This window comes from Xenorhabdus sp. Sc-CR9 (genome assembly GCF_963897815.1).
Lineage (GTDB): Bacteria > Pseudomonadota > Gammaproteobacteria > Enterobacterales > Enterobacteriaceae > Xenorhabdus.
The window spans coordinates 25,404-43,249 of the sequence record NZ_CAWQTY010000169.1; the positions used below are offsets into that span (position 1 = coordinate 25,404).

The following is a 17,846-nucleotide window of genomic DNA, read 5'->3' on the forward strand; positions in this document are numbered from 1 at the left end:
TCAATGAAGAACAATCAATCTCCGCTCAATCGAGTTAATCTGCATTTTTATCATTTCTGAGATAGGGTCCTCAGGGCAGTGTTCCACAAAATAACTCAAATCCGAAACAGCGATATGATTGCAATCAAGCTGAGCATAAATCAGCCCTCGGTCACGGATTTCATACGGATCATCGGGGTCAAACATCAGTACGATTTCACTCGCCTTAAGTGCCAGTTCCATCTTTTTCTCTTCCATCAAGGAAACTTTGATGGTATCGGTGACTTTACGTACGATACTAATGTTATCCGCTTCTTGTAAGTCTTTATTTTCTAAGCAAACAGTTGGACCAATATTGCCTTTCAACCAGACATCAAGTATATGTTCGTTGAGCGTATCGCCATTCATGGGATTAATAAACCATGTTGGCTCATCAACCAAATCCATCCTCAAGATCAACTGGGTCGGGAATATTACCGGCTGTACGGGTAAAGCCAGCATCTGAGCAATGTGTGAAAAAAGCGTTCCAAGTGCCACAGGCGCGCCTTGGCGTGAACGCAGTACACTATCCAACCACAGAGTATCAGACAAACAATACACCCCGCTTGCCCCACCAAATTTCCATTCACGATAAAACAGTGTCAGCAATGACTGCACCTTGGCTTTGATATCAGTAATTGAAGAAAGCCTCTGCTGAGCTTCTTCAATCAAAGCAGCTAACTGTTCAGCTACCAATATTTGGGGGAAATCAGGACGAATAGCCTGTGTTACTAGAATAATACCGTCAATCAGGGGAGTACTATTGAATTCATAATTAACTATGGGTTTCATTTTTATTCCATCGACCTACCGTGATACGTTCGTTACCACCATAATCCTGAAAAGTCGCTATCTGCTGATAACCTTTCTCCAAAAATAGATTTCTAACAACGGTTCCCTGTTTCCAGCCATGCTCCAATAATAGCCATCCGTTTGCTAACAAGAAATAGCGAGCTTGTTCCACAATTGTTTGCAAATCTGACATACCATTTTGTGCAGCGATCAGTGCAGTGGCCGGTTCAAACCTGACATCCCCTTCGCGCAGATGGGGATCAGCCCCATCAATATACGGTGGATTGCTGACAATCATATCAAATTGTCGATGTCCAACTTCAGTAAACCACTCACTTTGCAAAAAATTCACATTGTGGAAAGACAGTTTTTCAGCGTTGTGTTTCGCCAATGCCACCGCATCAGGATTAATATCGACTCCTGTTACATGGCAATCACGGCGCTCACTTGCCAGCGCCAGCGCAATTGCACCAGTTCCTGTGCCGAGATCCAGAATCTGCGATGGTGAGTCAGGCAATAATTCCAATGCCTTTTCAACCAGACATTCTGTATCTGGGCGTGGGATCAGCGTCGCCGGTGATACCGCCAGGGATAGTGACCAAAATTCACGTTCCCCTACAATATAAGCAATCGGCTCACCCTGAATGCGGCGAGCCAATAAGCGATCAAGCCGATGGGCTTCCTCCGATAAGATTAATGTTTCACTGAATGCAATCAAGTAAGTACGGGAACGCCCTGTCACATATCGCAGCAAAATCTCTGCATCACGCTTAGGGCTGTCACTCTCGGTCAATTGCAAGGCCGCATACTGGAGCCAATATTGATAGTTCATCAATCCTGCTCTGACAATGCGGATAATTGGTCTGCTTGATATTCTGTAATGATAGGCTGAATAAGCATATCCAGTTTACCTTCCATCACTTCTTCAAGGCGATATAACGTCAGGTTAATGCGGTGATCGGTAACCCGCCCCTGTGGGAAGTTATAAGTCCGGTTGCGATCTGAACGGTCGCCAGAGCCAAGCAAATTGCGGCGCTCAGAAGCCTCGGCTTCCTGACGTTTCCGCACTTCAGCAGCACGAATACGCGCAGCAAGCACAGACATCGCTTTGGCTTTGTTTTTATGCTGGGAACGCTCATCCTGGCACTCTACGACGATGCCGGTTGGAAGGTGGGTAATTCGAATGGCTGAATCTGTGGTATTGACGTGCTGCCCACCCGCCCCAGAAGAGCGATATGTATCAATTTTCAAATCACCGGGGCTGATTTCTGGTAATTCTGCGTCAGGAATTTCCGGCAGAATTGCCACTGTACAGGCGGAAGTGTGAATACGCCCCTGTGATTCTGTTTCCGGCACACGCTGGACACGATGACCACCTGATTCGAATTTCAGATGACCATAAACGTGTTCACCAGAAACTTTAGCAATGATTTCTTTATATCCACCATGTTCACCTTCATTGGCGCTCATTATCTCAACTTTCCAGCGGCGGGATTCAGCGTAGCGGCTATACATGCGGAATAAATCCCCGGCGAATATTGCTGCTTCATCACCACCGGTTCCTGCACGAACCTCAAGGAAACAGTTGCGCTCATCATCCGGATCTTTCGGCAGCAACAGCACCTGCAACTGTTGTTCCAACTCTTCATTACGAATTTTTGCGTCTTTGAGTTCTTCCTGCGCCATTTCCTTCATTTCGGGATCGTCAAGCATCATCTCAGCTGTTTCAATATCATTCTGAACACTTTTCCAAGCTTTAAAACAGTTAGTCACATCGGTAAGTTGAGCATATTCTTTTGATAATGCACGGAAACGCTCTTGATCAACGATCACTTCAGCATCACCGAGGTGAGCCAGTACTTCTTCATGGCGTTCTTGCAATGCTTCCAATTTAGCGACAATAGAAGGCTTCATTCGTAATATCAGACCTTAATTAGAATAGGATTAGTTATGATCCAGCCCAAGGCTGTCCCGTAATAGATTCAGGCGTTCCAAATCGCCATCACTGGCAGCCTGTTGAAGTGATTTTGTTGGTGTATGGATCAGACGATTGGTCAATTGGTGAGTCAATTGGTTAATGATCTGTTCTGCATCTGCACCCTGCCTTATGGACATCAATGCCTTTGCCGTCATCTCAGCCCTAATTTTCTCTGCCTGCTCCCGATATTCGCGGATTGTATTAACAGCCCCCTGAGAACGCAACCAATCCATGAAATGGCTGCTCTCTTGTTGCACAATACCTTCCGCCACAATTGCAGCGGCTTTACGCTGAGCAAGGTTTTGTTGAATGATCGCCTGTAAATCGTCCACACTATACAGATAAACATCACTCAATTTTTCAACATCCGGTTCAATATCACGCGGAACAGCTATATCAATCAGAAGCATCGGCTGATTGCGGCGTAATTTCAGTGCCCGTTCAACCATGCCTTTACCGATAATCGGCAGAGGACTGGCAGTGGAACTGATTACAATGTCAGCTTCTGCAAGCCGAGTATCAATATCCGGCAAAGAGATAACTTCTGCATTGACTTCACTGGCAAGTGCCTGAGCGCGCTCTCTTGTGCGGTTAGCGATCATTATGTGACGTACTTTGTGCTCTTTAAGGTGACGCGCTACCAGCTCAATGGTTTCCCCCGCGCCCACCAACAGGATGTTTAATTGAGAAAGGGATTCGAAAATCTGCCGGGCAAGTGTACAGGCTGCAAAAGCCACGGAGACAGCATTTGCTCCAATATCTGTTTCTGTTCTGACCCGCTTGGCCACCGAGAAAGATTTTTGGAACAAGCGCTCCAGTTCACCCGACAGAGATCGATAATTCTGCGACTCGGCAAATGCTTTTTTCACCTGACCCAAAATCTGCGGCTCTCCCAATACAAGGGAGTCCAAGCCACTCGCAACACGCATCAAATGACTGACAGCGTCATTATCCAGATACCAGTAAAGGCTGGATTTCAGGTCTTCGGGATTGATCTGATGATAACGGCATAGCCAATTAATCAGCTGCTCTTTAAAATTTTCCTGCTGTTCAACACTGAGGTATAGCTCTGTGCGGTTGCAAGTTGACAGCACAACGCCGCCCCGCACCAGCGGCTGCTGGAGCAAGTCATCAAGCGCAAGCCCTATCGTGTCAGGGGAAAAGGCCACCCGCTCACGTAAAGAAACGGGCGCTGTATTATGGTTGATACCGAGTGCTAATAAAGTCATTTTAACTGCGTTGAGTTATCACAGGGATCAAATTCATGATGATATTAATAACTATTCTCATAAACTCACACCCTTCATAAGGACTCTCATTGGCCGAGCATTTTACTTGATGCATCAGTTCAATAAAAGTCAATCGAACGGTTCTGCGTTAATTTATTCGAGAATTTTTGCCAAATTTTCGCTAAATTAGCGCGCTGATTATAGACTTGGATGGCACATCCTATACCCAATGGATTTCAAGTTTCAAACTATCTTATTGCCAAGGGTCATTATATGAAAATATCCTCATTCCTTCGCCTTCTCCCTCTTTCGGGTGTTTTACTGACTGCCTGTACAGTCACTCAGCCCCCTGCGGGCACTGGCTCAGCGGATACCCCACAATGGCATGCCCGTGAACAACAATTGCAAAAACTGGAGCATTACCAGACCCGTGGTTCATTTGCTTATCTGGCCAATGATAAAAAAGTGTATGCCCGTTTTTTCTGGCAACAATATTCGTCTGATAATTATAAATTGCTGCTGTTAAATCCGTTGGGTACAACAGAATTGGAATTGTTCGTCGAGCCAAATATGATCCAACTCACGGACAGCGATGGTAAAAAATATCTCAGCAATGATCCTGAGACCTTAATTTATCAACTTACAGATATGAATATTCCTCTGGATAATCTGAAGAGTTGGATTATTGGCTTACCCGGCGATGCCAATAATTTTCAACTGGATGCAAATTACCTGCTTAAATCCGTGAGTGACCGAAAAAGTGGTGAAGTTTGGCGCGTGAATTATCAAGGATACGATACATCAACAATCCCGGCTTTACCCAATCGGCTTGAACTCACTCAAGGAAAAAACCGCATCAAATTAAAAATGGATAACTGGACGATTCAATAATGACCTTAACTTGGCCCTCTCCGGCAAAATTGAATTTATTTTTATATATCACAGGCCAGCGTCCCGATGGCTACCACGAACTGCAAACACTGTTCCAATTTCTGGATTATGGTGATGAAATCACCATAACACCCCGTATGGATAGCCAGATCCAACTGCTGACTCCCGTTGCTGGTGTAGATCATGATGATAATTTAATCGTGCGTGCAGCCCGGTTATTACAAGAACATTTATTACAAAAGCATTCATCGCAGGATAACAGAAAGACATCTCAATTTGAAACCAAACACTTAGGTGCGGATATTCACATTGATAAATGTTTGCCTATGGGTGGAGGTTTAGGCGGAGGTTCTTCCAATGCCGCGACCGTATTGATTGCCCTGAATTATCACTGGAAAGCTAATTTGTCCGATGATGAACTAGCACAGATTGGTATCAGCCTTGGCGCAGATATTCCTGTATTTGTCAGAGGACATGCTGCGTTTGCTGAAGGAATAGGCGAAAAACTCCAGCCAGCTTCACCAGAAGAAAAATGGTTTTTGGTTGCCCACCCCGGAATTGAGATATCAACCCCGACGATCTTCACAGATCCTGAATTAAAAAGAAATTCTCCGATTCGTTCTTTACCCGCATTATTACAGGTACCATTCGAAAATGATTGTGAACCAATCGCAAGAAAACGTTTTCGTGAGGTTGAACAGCTTCTTTTATGGCTGTTACAATACTCACCGTCGCGCCTGACCGGAACTGGTGCATGTGTTTTCGGCGAGTTCGAATCAGAAGCATCGGCCCGTAAGGTGTTAAATCAAGCCCCAGAGTGGATGCAGGGCTTTGTTGCGCGTGGTGTTAACATTTCTCCATTGCATAAATTCCGCTCTGGGATACCCGTGTTATTGAACCAATGAACAATGTTTGTTCGATTGGTCAACAATATCTCTCTGGACGCAAGCCTGAGGTTTATCCCGTGCCCGATATGAAGCTTTTTGCTGGTAATGCTACACCTGAACTAGCACAACGTGTTGCCAACCGCCTGTACACTAGCCTGGGAGACGCTGCCGTTGGCCGTTTTAGCGATGGTGAAGTCAGTGTTCAAATCAATGAAAATGTACGTGGTGGCGATGTTTTCATTATCCAGTCCACCTGTGCACCGACCAACGACAACCTGATGGAATTAGTCGTTATGGTTGATGCTCTGCGTCGTGCTTCCGCAGGCCGTATTACTGCTGTTATTCCATACTTCGGTTATGCTCGTCAGGATCGCCGTGTCCGTTCAGCACGTGTACCTATCACAGCCAAAGTTGTCGCTGATTTTTTGTCCAGCGTTGGTGTGGATCGTGTTCTCACGGTAGACCTGCACGCTGAACAGATCCAAGGCTTCTTTGATGTTCCGGTTGATAATGTATTTGGTAGCCCAATCCTTCTGGAAGATATGCTCCAGAAAGGTCTGAAAAACCCGATTGTTGTCTCTCCAGACATTGGTGGTGTTGTTCGTGCCCGTGCGATTGCTAAGCTGCTGAACGATACAGATATGGCTATCATTGATAAACGTCGCCCACGCGCAAACGTTTCTCAAGTTATGCATATCATTGGTGACGTTGCTGGCCGTGATTGCGTTCTGGTTGATGACATGATCGACACTGGCGGTACTCTGTGCAAAGCCGCTGAAGCACTGAAAGAGCGTGGGGCTAAGCGAGTGTTTGCTTATGCAACTCACCCTATTTTCTCTGGTAACGCAGTAGAAAACATCAAGAATTCAGTGATCGATGAATTTATCGTCTGTGACACAATTCCTCTGGCTGATGAAATCAAGGCGTTAAACAAAGTTCGTACTCTGACACTATCTGGCATGCTTGCCGAAGCTATTCGCCGTATCAGCAATGAAGAGTCAATCTCTGCCATGTTTGAGCACTAATGCTTGAGAGTCTTAGTGCAGATATTAAGCACAAACTTATTCAAGTGATTAAATAAGTCATTGTCTGAAAAACCCTGTTGATGCATCCGCGTAGCGGGGTTTTTCAGTTTATTTAACAAACACCATTAATAATTTCATTAAAAAATAAATAACATTTGGTAATGTTTTTCTTAAAAAATAATTAGTAGTATCAATTTGTTAAGTTAATTTATGTAAATTATTTCCACTCTGACATTCTGCTTTATTTATAAACAAATAAAAATTCATATTCTATAAGAATAATATTTCATCTGGTACGTCCAGTATTACAATTCTCTGAGAATACTGGTGTCATTGAAAAGTTGCTGCTAACCTGTGGCGCAATTAATGACGGTAGGTTTTTATTTCCTTACATCATAATACTGTATGGATAAATAAGTATTATTTCCAACCTAAAAAATAAACTTTACTCATAGATAAGCTACTAACACCTCAATTTGAGGTGACGGTTTCTTTTAGCCTAAATTTAACCAAAATTATCTTTTTATCAAGTTATTGCCAAAGGAAATTTAAAAGATGAGTGTATTAACATCACATTATATATAAAAAGCTCAAATCAGTGTGGCTGATTACCAACCAGTAACCATACTTAATCGCAGGCAGTCGTTATCAACAAGTTAACTGTATGATAAGGATTTATTTCAACGACTCAATGCATCAGCCCAAAAGCAATGGGCTGATCGAAATAACAAAAACAACTTTTTTAAGGAGAGTGCCAATGAAAAAGGCATTTTTATTTACACCTGCACTGTTAGCGCTTTCAATCAATGCCATTTTTATTGGCAATGCTTATGCCATTGATTGTACAAGCTTTGGTGATAGTCTTAGTGATACTGAAACGGTGTATACAACGGATGGACAGAAAAACAAACCGTTTAATAAGATTATATGTAATGTGTTAGAAAACTATGCTAAGGGCGGCGCTACAGCTTATGACACACAAAAACAAGTCAGTGATTACCTAAAATCCCATAACAATCGTGCTAATCCTAACGGCACATACATTCATTGGGTCGGTGGCAATGATCTTGCCAAGGCCTTAATTGCCGGTGCTACAGCAAGTGCACAAATTGAAGATCCAAAACAAAGACAAAAAATTGCCCAAGGTGTTGCTCAGAATATAGTTCTGGGCAGCGCGATGGAAGCATCCAGCCAAATTAACTCTCTCGTTCACGCCGGAGCAGGCTTAATTATCTCCCCTACTGTTCCTGACGTCGGCACTACACCTAGGTTACTAGAATTCGTATTAACTCAGGCTGCTAAACCAAAAGGTTACAACACTCTATCCGAGGGACAAAAAAAAGCAGTTGATGCCAAAATCAGTGGAATGCTGAAATCAGTCCATGATGGTATTAATAATTTTGATACTCCTAATGATAAAGTTCGCAATTTAGTTCTTGAAGGTACGTTTAAAAAAATTGCTACACAATCAATTTCAGATGTAGATTCAGATGGAAAAGCTAAATCTCAAAATAAAATTGAAGCTGAAATTGAAGAAAATTATCAAAAGCTTCTCGCTGCCTATAATCAAGCCAGCCAAGGCGGGTCAAATCTCACCACTCTCTATAACGAGGAAATAGACAAACAAATCAGCCAAGGAAACGGCAATATCTTACGTGCCGATATCAATGGCCTGCTGAATGAAGTCATCGCCAACCCGCTGATTTATGGTATTCAGAATACATTAGGTTATGCCTGCCCATATGGCAAGGGTGCCAATGAATGTTCCTCAGGTGACGCAGGTTTCACAAAAGACAAAGAATTTTTATTCTCTGATACTTTCCACCCAACGCCATTAGGGCACAAGATAATGGGGCAATACATTACCTCTATCTTCATTGCCCCCACACAAGTCATGGCGCTGGCTCAAGCCAACCGTGCTCCGGTTAAAAGCGCCCTCTCCTCCCTTGACGGCCACCTACAGCAACTGCGCAATGGCGGTAATGAACAAGGTAAATTCGGTGTTTTCGGTGGCTACACTGGCAGCCAGAATAAAACCTTCACTCTGGGAGGGGATTATCAATTGATAGATAATTTGTTGTTGGGTGCAATGTATTCTAACTATAAAGACGAACGCACTCCAGCGGCTAACTTCTCTTATGAAGGACGCGGTCATGTGTTTACAGCGTATGCGCTGTGGAATTATTACAACAACGGCTGGCTGAGTGGCGATGTTCACTATTCACACACCAATTATGACAGTCTGACCCGTATCATTCAGCTTGGTGAATACACTCGCAGAGAAACCGGCTCTACCACAGGTAAACAACGGGGAGCGCGTATTACCGCAGGTTGGGATATCCCTGTCACGAATTACCTGACCACCAGCCCAATCGTTCAATATGCTTGGGATAAAGGTGATGTCGATGGTTACCGTGAATCCGGTAATAACAGCTCCTCCATGAACTTTGGTAATCAAAATTACAGCTCCAAGGTTGGAACTCTGGGATGGCGGGTGGACACTAAACTGGGTCGCTTCAATCCTTACGCCTCTGTCCAGTTTAACCATCAATTTGATGATACACACTATAAATTGAGCGGCGCGATTAATAGCTCCAGAACCTCTTTTGTGCAGGAAAGTGGAAAACAGAACACCAATTGGCGTCAGTATACTGTTGGTGTGAACGCAAACCTGATCAATAACGTGCGAGGTTTTGCATCCGTGACTCGTAATGACGGCAATGCTCAAGATCCTAACTACAATTTCAGTTTAGGGATCAACGCCAGCTTTTAATTCTGTATAAACACACTACCTAAAAACTGAAATAGAACCCTCAATCAAAATGTAAGGCATGACTATCAATGCCTTGCATTTTTTTGTCTCTTCTCTACTCAATATTCAAATGAAAACATTAACACCACGTTGAATCCTCATATATACAGCCAGAAGTAGTATCAAACTGAAATGATAAAAAATCAGGCCTCAACCAGTAAAATGGAGAAATTATTCTGCAATTAATTCAAGGTTGTGTGCTGGCGTAAAAATAGTGAATTGTTTTCAGGAGAATCAGGATGAAAAAAGCACTTTTTTTAATATCAGCTATAACAGTCGTTTTAATGAATTTCATGACAAATGCGCATGCCTATGATGATATCTATGTTTTTGGTGATAGTTTGAGCGATGGTGGGAATATAGGAAAATTCACTATAGATGGGAAAAAGGCTGAACTTTACGATGAATATATAACTAGAAAGCTCACAAACAAAAAGTTAACACCATCTAAATATGGTGGAAATAATTACGCACAAGGTGGTGCAACGACCAATGGCTCAGAAAAACCTAACATATTCCTTAACCCCACAACACAAAATCAAATCGCCACATATTTAAAGAAACATTCTGAAAAAGCTGACCCCAATGGTATTTATATACACTGGGTGGGAGGTAATAATATCGCTGAAGCTCTGAGTTTTTTAGCAAAAGGCAATAAAAACAAGGCGGAATATATTATTAATAATAGTTCCGCATCCGCTGCATCTCAGGTCAATCAACTCATTAAAGCTGGGGCCGGTTTAATTATTGTTCCTAATGTACCTGATATTGGTAAAACACCCAGAATCATGGATGAAGTACTTACAGGAGCATTACAAAAAAGTAAAATTCCCAGTGCAGAAATTGATAAAATTCTTAAACAGACCCACAAAGCCATTAACCAGTACTCTACACCAAATGCTGATATTCGAAACAAGGTAATCTCAGGCGTTTTCAAAAAGATTGCAGAAAATAAAGCTCCCCACGATCCAATTAAGGCTGACGAGATCTACAATCAGTTATTGAATGCTTATAATAAAACCAGCAAAACTGCCTCCCAATTTTCTGACAAATATAACCAAAAAGTAGACGAACAACTCGGTAACGGCAATATCCTTCGTGCCGATGTCAACCGCCTCCTGCAAGAAGTAATTGATGATCCGACTATCTATGGCTTTTCCAATACACTGGGTTATACCTGCCCACAAGGCAAGTATGCCGTATTTTGCGTTTCTTCCGATCCAGAGGTTGATAAAAACCAATCTTACTTATTTTCCGATAACTTTCATCCAACACCTTATGCACATCGGTTGATTGGTCAGTATATTACGTCCATCTATGAGGCCCCTCTACAGGTGATGGTGCTGAATCAAGTCAACCGAATACCAACCAAAAACGTTACTTCCTCACTGGATGGTCATCTGCAACAGCTACGCAATGGGCATAATGACCAAGGTAAAATTGGTATATTCGGCGGTTATACCGACAGTGGCAATAACACTTTCACATTGGGTAGCGACTATCAATTAACGGCTAATTTACTATTCGGATTAGTAATTTCTCATTATCAGGATGAACAGAACCCCTCCTATAATTTCCATTATGCCGCGAATGGCCATGTTATAGCCACTTATGCGCTATGGAACTATGCGGGTAATGGCTGGTTGAGTGGTAATCTTCATTATTCCCACACCAATTACAATTATCTGTCACGTACCATCCAGCTTGGACAAGCCACGCGCAGAGAATCAGGTTCAACAATTGGTAAACAGTGGGGTTGGAGAATTACGGCAGGCTGGAATATTCCTATCACGCAATACCTGACCACCAGCCCAATTATCCAATATGCGTGGGACAATGGAGATATCAATGGTTACCGTGAATCCGGCAATAACAGCACCTCCATGCACTTTGGTAATCAAAACTATAACCCCAATGTAGGTTCAGTGGGCTGGAGAATTGACACACAATTAGGCCGTTTCAATCCATACGCCTCAATCCTGTTCAATCATCAGTTCAATAACGAACGCTATACACTGCGCAGTGCCATCAATTCCACCATAACATCATTCGTACTGCAAAAAAAACAAGCCAGAAATCATGTTCAATACACGGTAGGAGTGAATGCTAATCTGACCAACGACTTTCGCGCATTTGCCGCTGTATCACATGAAAACAGTGCTAACGATTTCTCGCGTAACTATAATTTTAATTTCGGTTTGAATGTCAAATTTTGATAAGATTAATTCAAGATAAAAATTAGAAAATTTATAAAAAGAAAAGCAATTAAGGCGGTAATTTTTTTACCGCCTTAATTAAATTAGTTACTTTTTAATCTATTAATCATGGGAGTCTATGTTTTTTTGCGACGATAACGTTCATCGTAATTTTTTAACCACCAATACTTATCAGCCACTTGTTCCCGTCCACCAATACTGGCTCCCGCCAACCAAATTAATGCCCCTACAAACAGCCCCATTAATGCAACGCCCGTCAATAATTCAGACAGCCCCAAATTAAAGACATGACCGAGCAATACATAGGCCAAACTGAGAAACATTGCAGCCATTCCCAACCCCATGAGAATGTTACCAAAGATAAAAGCCTTTTTACGCTTCATAACCAACCTCCAATACTTTTTGCGAACGCAATTTGCAAACCCAACGAACTAAAAAGCACGAAAGTAGATATCTTTCTTTGTATTAATTATAGCCTTGATTTTTCAAAGGTTATTGAGGTGGTGATCACAATCCGTACAAACTTGAACCTAATTTTTTACATTATGTCGGAATAATATTTATTAATAGTTTGCATTTATCCAAACTAGATCTGCCTAAATAACGGTAGCATGACGAGTATATCCTTCATCTTTCAAACTACGCCTTTGTTTTCTGCCTCTAAAAAATAAAACACATAATGAGTTTTGTACTCAGGCCTTTAGATAGGTAAACTAATGCCCTTTTTTGTTTTATTGCCAATAAGCGAACCAAAACTGTGAGTAACATAAAATTAATCGTTGGCCTGGCAAATCCTGGAACTGAATATGCGCAGACCAGACATAACGCCGGGGCATGGTTTGTCGATTCATTAGCACACCGCTATAACCAATCCCTGAAAGAAGAAAATAAATTTTTTGGCTATACCGCCCGTATCAATATAAATGGGCAGGACATCCGCCTGCTGGTGCCAGCCACTTTCATGAATCTCAGTGGTAAATCTGTCCTTGCCCTTGCCGGGTTTTATCGCATCCAACCGGACGAGATTCTGGTAGCACACGATGAATTGGATCTACCGCCTGGTGTGGCAAAAATGAAGTTAGGCGGCAGCAATGGCGGTCATAACGGCCTGAAAGACATTCAGAACAAATTCAGCAATAACCCTAACTTTCATCGCCTGCGCATTGGTATAGGCCATCCGGGTGATAAAAATAAAGTTGTGGGATTCGTACTCGGCAAGCCACCTGCCAGTGAGCAAAATCTGATTGACGATGCCATTGATGAAGCATTGCGCTGCACTGATATTCTGATTAAAGATGGCATGAGCAAGGCAATTAACCGTTTACACGCATTCAAAGCCAGCGCCTGACTGGGAGTACGTGGCGCAGCGGGTTATTGCGTGTATAATAGCGCCAATTTGTATAACTCACCGACAAGCATATTGCTCGTTGGTTTATAAGTGATTTAAGGTGATAAATATATGGGATTCAAATGCGGTATCGTTGGCCTGCCTAACGTTGGGAAATCTACATTATTCAATGCGCTGACCAAAGCAGGTATCGAAGCAGCAAACTTCCCGTTCTGCACTATCGAGCCAAACACTGGTGTTGTGCCGATGCCAGACTCACGTCTTGACCAATTGGCTGAAATCGTCAAGCCACAGCGTATACTGCCGACCACAATGGAGTTTGTGGATATTGCCGGTCTGGTAAAAGGCGCTTCAAAAGGTGAAGGCTTGGGTAACCAATTCCTGACCAACATCCGTGAAACAGAAGCAATCGGCCATGTTGTGCGTTGCTTTGAAAACGACAACATCATCCATGTTTCAGGTCAGGTTGATCCTGCTGCCGATATTGACATTATCAATACTGAACTGGCTCTGTCGGATCTGGATACCTGCGAACGCGCTATCCAGCGTGTACAGAAAAAAGCCAAAGGTGGTGATAAAGACGCTAAAGCAGAGCTGGAAGCTTTGGAAAAGTGCCTTCCCCACCTCGAACAAGCAGGTATGCTGCGTGCTTTAAACCTGAGTGCAGAAGAAAAAGCGGTTATTCGTTATCTGAGCTTCCTGACGCTGAAACCAACCATGTACATTGCTAACGTCAATGAAGATGGTTTCGAGAATAACCCACATCTTGACACTGTTCGTGTCATCGCAGAAAAAGAAGGTTCTGTCGTTGTTCCTGTTTGCGCTGCGATTGAAGCTGATATTGCAGAACTGGAAGATGCCGACCGCGAAGAATTCATGGCTGAACTGGGTCTGGAAGAACCAGGGTTGAATCGTGTTATTCGTGCGGGCTATGAGCTGCTGAACCTGCAAACTTACTTCACTGCCGGTGTAAAAGAAGTTCGTGCCTGGACAATCCCTGTAGGCGCTACGGCTCCACAAGCAGCGGGTAAAATTCATACTGACTTTGAAAAAGGCTTTATCCGTGCCCAAACCATCGCGTTTGAAGATTTCATCACTTACAAAGGTGAACAAGGTGCGAAAGAAGCAGGTAAAATGCGTGCAGAAGGGAAAGATTATATCGTCAAAGACGGCGATGTGATGAATTTCTTATTTAACGTCTGATTTTTTATGTCTGAGGCATCTAACGATGCCTTATCCCTAGCAGAAAAGTCATTAAAATCCACGTAATTCAACGTGGATTTTAACTTTTATAATATCTCAAAATATTTCATCAAAACGCATTAAAAATAACTCTCGGATTTATCCCGTTTGTCTCACACTCCCCCACACTATTTCCCCATTATGGAATATAGAGGTTCATGAAAAGATACATGCCTCTGCCTTTATAGCATAGATAACCGTATGTTTATAAAAAGATAAGTATGCGTAATCAACAAATCTGCGACTGAAAAGACGACAGTTATAATATCCCCATATACATAGTAATAAAAAGCCTAATTTATAATAAAAATAGAAATGATATAATTAAATATCAATTTAACTGGATATTTCTCTTATAAATCATTCAGTAGCTTTTTTATATAAAAATCTCAGAGATACATCATTGTTATTTTATAAACAAATCATAAATGCATTGGACAAATAGATAGCCAAAACATAGAACAATTGCAAGAATAATCACGTTCAATTCTGATATTGAACATGTTGTAAACGTCGATATATTTATCCATTATGACTAAATGAGATATGGAATCATGAATAGAAAATTAGTTGCTTTTATACTGTCATGAATCATAGTATCGACTATCACTGCTAACGCCACAGAGTGAATCTCGGTATATTTTTTGGCGAGTAAAAAATACTCTCTAAATAATCTATAACCTGATTCCTAATAGTGGTAGACATTATGTTATTAAACGCCTTTTCTAATAAGCCATATATTATAGCTTAAAGAAAAATCTAGTAACATTAATGAATGCAGCCAACAAGGCTGGAAAACGACAAGTACTTTTATTTACACACAAAAATAGGGTATGAAATTATGAACAAAAAATTAGTTGCTTGTATACTGACCTTTATTATCGGAACAACTGTTACTGCTAATGCCTCAGCTCTTGCTTGTAATATCTTTGGTCCTTCAGCCAAACAAATCTGCTTAGGGGGCTGCGATTTGCTATCAGATAAGGGTTTCTTAGGTTTCCTCAAAAAAGTCTGTATATAATCAACATCCAGTATATTTAAAATATAAATTCTGTTTCATCAATGAATGTATAAAATAAATCTGAATATCAGGTATGTAACCATGAAAATCATTTTCAATGTCCTTCATGTAACAATCATTGGTGAACTGTTTGTGTTTAATGCTTATTTATAATTATTGATTTATAATTTAAACTGGATTTTTAGCATAAAGAGATTTAAACTAAATTATGATTAATAGTTTGGTTTATTAAATTATAATGGCGGGAGTTTTTACTGCGTTACTGTCCAAGCATGTAATTAAAACTCCCACTATTATTGATTATTATCAATTCGCATTTATTGAGTTTGTTTTCTTCATAATTTGATATTAATATTTTTCTATTCACATTTTGATATTCTCCTTAAAAATCATAGAGAAAATCAGTAAAAATACGATTAAATAACTCTGGTGCTTCCCAGAAAGGTTCTGCACCAGTTGATATCGGTGGAGTGCCACAAAACATCAACCCGATCATTTCCAATATGCCCTCCCAATGACCAACCAAAAACCACAACGCTGTTAATAGCTAACTTTTCCAATACCTCAATGACACTAAGCGCATAACCAGACATTGAATACTCCTGACGAGGTTCACTAGCGTTTGATGACGCGCCATGCCCCGGTAAATCTAACGTTTACCTCTTTAAAAATTATTTAGTGATTTTATCACTCAAAAACCATCAATTATTTCATATTTCCTGTTTCACTTCTAACATTTATAAAACGCTTATCACAAATTTATGACATTAAACTCTAAATTAGAGGAGTAATGTTGTATACAAATTAATATAAATATTAAGAATTTGTTACATAACATCCGGTAATCACATTATGAAAATAAAAAAAATAAAACTCCTTCTGGTGATACTCGCCATCTGTATATTGGTCGTCATGGCCATTGCAGGAAAGGTGGAGAATACCCATAAACGCTTTCTCTCTGTAGCTACTGCTTCCACTGGTGGAACTTATTATCCGATGGGAGTGGGATTAGCCAATATCTGGAGTAATCATTTAAAACAGGAGAATATTCAAGTTACAGGACAATCTTCAGCAGGTTCAATTGAAAATATTGATTTACTCCAAAAAAATGAAGCGCAACTCGCTATCTTACAGAGTTTGATCGCCCTCGAAGCTTATCAAGGAGTTCGGAATTTTGAAAACCGCTCTTATCAGGATTTGCGCTCAATTTCAGTACTCTGGCCTAATGTTGAGCACTTTGTTCTATTAAATGAAAAAATCAAAGATGGTACGTTGAATGATATTTCTGGTACTCGTTTTTCTGTCGGGCCACAAGCCAGCGGTACCGAACAATCTACGCTGATTATTCTGAAAGGAGTTAATCTCAGCAAGCAAGATATTCAACCAGAATACCTTGGCTATGGTGATACAGTTTCGGCCATGCGAGACGGTCGTCTTGATGGTGGTTCCCTGCCTGCGGGTATACCCGCATCAGCAGTCACGGATATGTATGCCAGTGGTGTTCCGGCCCGAATCCTGAATGTGACAGATGAACAACTGGATAAAATTAATGCCATCGCCAATTCATGGTTCCGCTTCATCATTAATCCAGAAACTTACCCTCGTCAGAAATGGGCCATTCAAACTATTGCGCAACCCAATATTCTAATGACAACACGCGGAATAGACGAAAAAACCATCTATGAATTGACCAAAGTAATGTTTGAAAATCAGAAAGAAGTCCATCAAATTCACAGTTCAGCAAAGTATATTCTGCCGGAAAACGCACTCAAAGGTGTCTCTGTGCCACTACATCTCGGTGCTTATCAATATTATCGCGAAATTGGTCTGGATATACCTGATTACCTTGTACCACCAGAACTTAGTTCCATGCCATCCCAGCCATAATTCACCCTGAGTTTTCCCATTATGTTATTGACCATAATATTATGGAGTCGCCATGAGCACTGATAATGTCGCACTATCTTCCGCAGAACTGGATAAAGAAGCGGGTTCCGGCAGCCGCCACTTAGGTGGTTTCTACCTGAAATTGACAACCATACTTGCCATCGCTATTTCTCTGTATGCCATCTACTCAAATGCATTATCCAATACGCAGGAATTTTACCGTAATGCCATATTCCTCAGCGGAATTCTGGTCTTAGGTTTTATTCTGTTTCCCATTTCAGAACGTTATTCAACCCAAAAATTCAATTATTTGGATTACTCTTTCATTCTGCTCACGTTGGTCAGTTACGGATATTTTTACTTCACCTACACTCAGGGCGCGAGCATACTTTTTTAACATCTATTGAATGAAAATTAATAGCATGATCTAATTAGCCTTATTTCTCTTCTAATCGCTTACCTATGACCCTGATTGAACATTTATCCGTTGTTAAAGAAAC

At 41.4% G+C, this 17,846-nt stretch carries 16 protein-coding genes; 10 read left to right on the plus strand and 6 right to left on the minus strand.

Annotated elements, in window-relative coordinates; all coding sequences use genetic code 11:
• The 4 genes from sirB1 to hemA are packed head-to-tail and all read right to left on the minus strand — an operon-like array spanning position 1 to position 4,017.
• A complete protein-coding gene (gene sirB1 / locus AACQ81_RS09225) occupies positions 1-810 on the minus strand; it encodes an invasion regulator SirB1 (protein WP_237387030.1) in 810 nt (269 codons plus the stop codon).
• Positions 794-1,642 (minus strand): peptide chain release factor N(5)-glutamine methyltransferase, encoded by an 849-nt coding sequence (prmC, locus tag AACQ81_RS09230; RefSeq protein WP_237387031.1) that lies wholly within the window; start codon positions 1,640-1,642, stop codon positions 794-796. The genes sirB1 and prmC overlap by 17 nt, the downstream gene beginning before the upstream one ends.
• Positions 1,642-2,724: a peptide chain release factor 1 gene (gene prfA, locus AACQ81_RS09235; RefSeq protein ID WP_237387032.1), complete on the minus strand. Its 1,083-nt coding sequence runs from the start codon at positions 2,722-2,724 to the stop codon at positions 1,642-1,644. The genes prmC and prfA overlap by 1 nt, the downstream gene beginning before the upstream one ends.
• Before the next feature lie 30 nt (positions 2,725-2,754).
• The gene (gene hemA, locus AACQ81_RS09240; protein ID WP_237387033.1) at positions 2,755-4,017 is read right to left on the minus strand and encodes a glutamyl-tRNA reductase; all 1,263 of its coding nucleotides are present in this window, start codon (positions 4,015-4,017) and stop codon (positions 2,755-2,757) included.
• A gap of 273 nt (positions 4,018-4,290) precedes the next feature.
• Between hemA and lolB the strand changes: the two genes are divergently transcribed.
• The 5 genes from lolB to AACQ81_RS09265 all read left to right on the plus strand — a co-directional run bounded on the left by lolB (position 4,291) and on the right by AACQ81_RS09265 (position 11,848).
• Positions 4,291-4,908: a lipoprotein insertase outer membrane protein LolB gene (gene lolB, locus AACQ81_RS09245; RefSeq protein ID WP_237387034.1), complete on the plus strand. Its 618-nt coding sequence runs from the start codon at positions 4,291-4,293 to the stop codon at positions 4,906-4,908.
• A complete protein-coding gene (gene ispE, locus AACQ81_RS09250) occupies positions 4,908-5,813 on the plus strand; it encodes a 4-(cytidine 5'-diphospho)-2-C-methyl-D-erythritol kinase (RefSeq protein ID WP_237387035.1) in 906 nt (301 codons plus the stop codon). Before lolB ends, ispE begins: the two co-directional genes overlap by 1 nt.
• Before the next feature lie 59 nt (positions 5,814-5,872).
• Positions 5,873-6,820, plus strand: coding sequence for a ribose-phosphate diphosphokinase (prs, locus tag AACQ81_RS09255; RefSeq protein WP_237387045.1), 948 nt, complete (start codon positions 5,873-5,875; stop codon positions 6,818-6,820).
• 757 nt (positions 6,821-7,577) lie between these two features.
• Positions 7,578-9,593 carry an autotransporter domain-containing protein gene (locus AACQ81_RS09260; protein ID WP_237387036.1) on the plus strand — a complete coding sequence of 672 codons (2,016 nt, stop codon included), beginning with the start codon at positions 7,578-7,580 and terminating at the stop codon, positions 9,591-9,593.
• A gap of 332 nt (positions 9,594-9,925) precedes the next feature.
• Positions 9,926-11,848 (plus strand): autotransporter outer membrane beta-barrel domain-containing protein, encoded by a 1,923-nt coding sequence (locus AACQ81_RS09265; RefSeq protein WP_237387037.1) that lies wholly within the window; start codon positions 9,926-9,928, stop codon positions 11,846-11,848.
• Positions 11,849-11,964: 116 nt separating this feature from the next.
• Here AACQ81_RS09265 and ychH read toward each other — a convergent pair whose 3' ends face one another.
• Positions 11,965-12,231: a stress-induced protein YchH gene (gene ychH / locus AACQ81_RS09270; RefSeq protein ID WP_237387038.1), complete on the minus strand. Its 267-nt coding sequence runs from the start codon at positions 12,229-12,231 to the stop codon at positions 11,965-11,967.
• A 374-nt stretch (positions 12,232-12,605) separates the two neighbouring features.
• Here ychH and pth point away from each other — a divergent pair, with 374 nt between their 5' ends.
• From pth to AACQ81_RS09285, 3 genes are all read left to right on the plus strand, one after another.
• Positions 12,606-13,196 carry an aminoacyl-tRNA hydrolase gene (pth, locus tag AACQ81_RS09275; protein ID WP_237387039.1) on the plus strand — a complete coding sequence of 197 codons (591 nt, stop codon included), beginning with the start codon at positions 12,606-12,608 and terminating at the stop codon, positions 13,194-13,196.
• A 111-nt stretch (positions 13,197-13,307) separates the two neighbouring features.
• Positions 13,308-14,399, plus strand: a complete 1,092-nt coding sequence (ychF, locus tag AACQ81_RS09280; protein WP_237387040.1) for a redox-regulated ATPase YchF — start codon at positions 13,308-13,310, stop codon at positions 14,397-14,399.
• 880 nt (positions 14,400-15,279) lie between these two features.
• Positions 15,280-15,459 carry a hypothetical protein gene (locus AACQ81_RS09285; protein WP_237387041.1) on the plus strand — a complete coding sequence of 60 codons (180 nt, stop codon included), beginning with the start codon at positions 15,280-15,282 and terminating at the stop codon, positions 15,457-15,459.
• 416 nt (positions 15,460-15,875) lie between these two features.
• On the opposite strand, the gene AACQ81_RS09290 is transcribed toward AACQ81_RS09285, so the two are convergent.
• Entirely contained in the window at positions 15,876-16,052 is a 177-nt protein-coding gene (locus AACQ81_RS09290; protein ID WP_237387042.1) for a hypothetical protein, read from the minus strand.
• 259 nt (positions 16,053-16,311) lie between these two features.
• On the opposite strand from AACQ81_RS09290, the gene AACQ81_RS09295 reads away from it, so the two are divergent.
• Positions 16,312-17,346, plus strand: a complete 1,035-nt coding sequence (locus tag AACQ81_RS09295; protein ID WP_237387043.1) for a TAXI family TRAP transporter solute-binding subunit — start codon at positions 16,312-16,314, stop codon at positions 17,344-17,346.
• A 52-nt stretch (positions 17,347-17,398) separates the two neighbouring features.
• Positions 17,399-17,743 (plus strand): hypothetical protein, encoded by a 345-nt coding sequence (locus tag AACQ81_RS09300; protein ID WP_237387044.1) that lies wholly within the window; start codon positions 17,399-17,401, stop codon positions 17,741-17,743.
• Positions 17,744-17,846: the final 103 nt, after the last annotated feature.

Bases quoted from the DNA above. Each gene is read 5' to 3' on its own strand.
- sirB1 (WP_237387030.1), bottom strand. From the start codon at position 810: ATGAAACCCATAGTTAATTATGAATTCAATAGTACTCCCCTGATTGAC.
- prmC (WP_237387031.1), bottom strand. From the start codon at position 1,642: ATGAACTATCAATATTGGCTCCAGTATGCGGCCTTGCAATTGACCGAG.
- prfA (WP_237387032.1), bottom strand. From the start codon at position 2,724: ATGAAGCCTTCTATTGTCGCTAAATTGGAAGCATTGCAAGAACGCCAT.
- hemA (WP_237387033.1), bottom strand. From the start codon at position 4,017: ATGACTTTATTAGCACTCGGTATCAACCATAATACAGCGCCCGTTTCT.
- lolB (WP_237387034.1), top strand. From the start codon at position 4,291: ATGAAAATATCCTCATTCCTTCGCCTTCTCCCTCTTTCGGGTGTTTTA.
- ispE (WP_237387035.1), top strand. From the start codon at position 4,908: ATGACCTTAACTTGGCCCTCTCCGGCAAAATTGAATTTATTTTTATAT.
- AACQ81_RS09260 (WP_237387036.1), top strand. From the start codon at position 7,578: ATGAAAAAGGCATTTTTATTTACACCTGCACTGTTAGCGCTTTCAATC.
- AACQ81_RS09265 (WP_237387037.1), top strand. From the start codon at position 9,926: ATGACAAATGCGCATGCCTATGATGATATCTATGTTTTTGGTGATAGT.
- ychH (WP_237387038.1), bottom strand. From the start codon at position 12,231: ATGAAGCGTAAAAAGGCTTTTATCTTTGGTAACATTCTCATGGGGTTG.
- ychF (WP_237387040.1), top strand. From the start codon at position 13,308: ATGGGATTCAAATGCGGTATCGTTGGCCTGCCTAACGTTGGGAAATCT.
- AACQ81_RS09285 (WP_237387041.1), top strand. From the start codon at position 15,280: ATGAACAAAAAATTAGTTGCTTGTATACTGACCTTTATTATCGGAACA.
- AACQ81_RS09290 (WP_237387042.1), bottom strand. From the start codon at position 16,052: ATGTCTGGTTATGCGCTTAGTGTCATTGAGGTATTGGAAAAGTTAGCT.
- AACQ81_RS09295 (WP_237387043.1), top strand. From the start codon at position 16,312: ATGAAAATAAAAAAAATAAAACTCCTTCTGGTGATACTCGCCATCTGT.
- AACQ81_RS09300 (WP_237387044.1), top strand. From the start codon at position 17,399: ATGAGCACTGATAATGTCGCACTATCTTCCGCAGAACTGGATAAAGAA.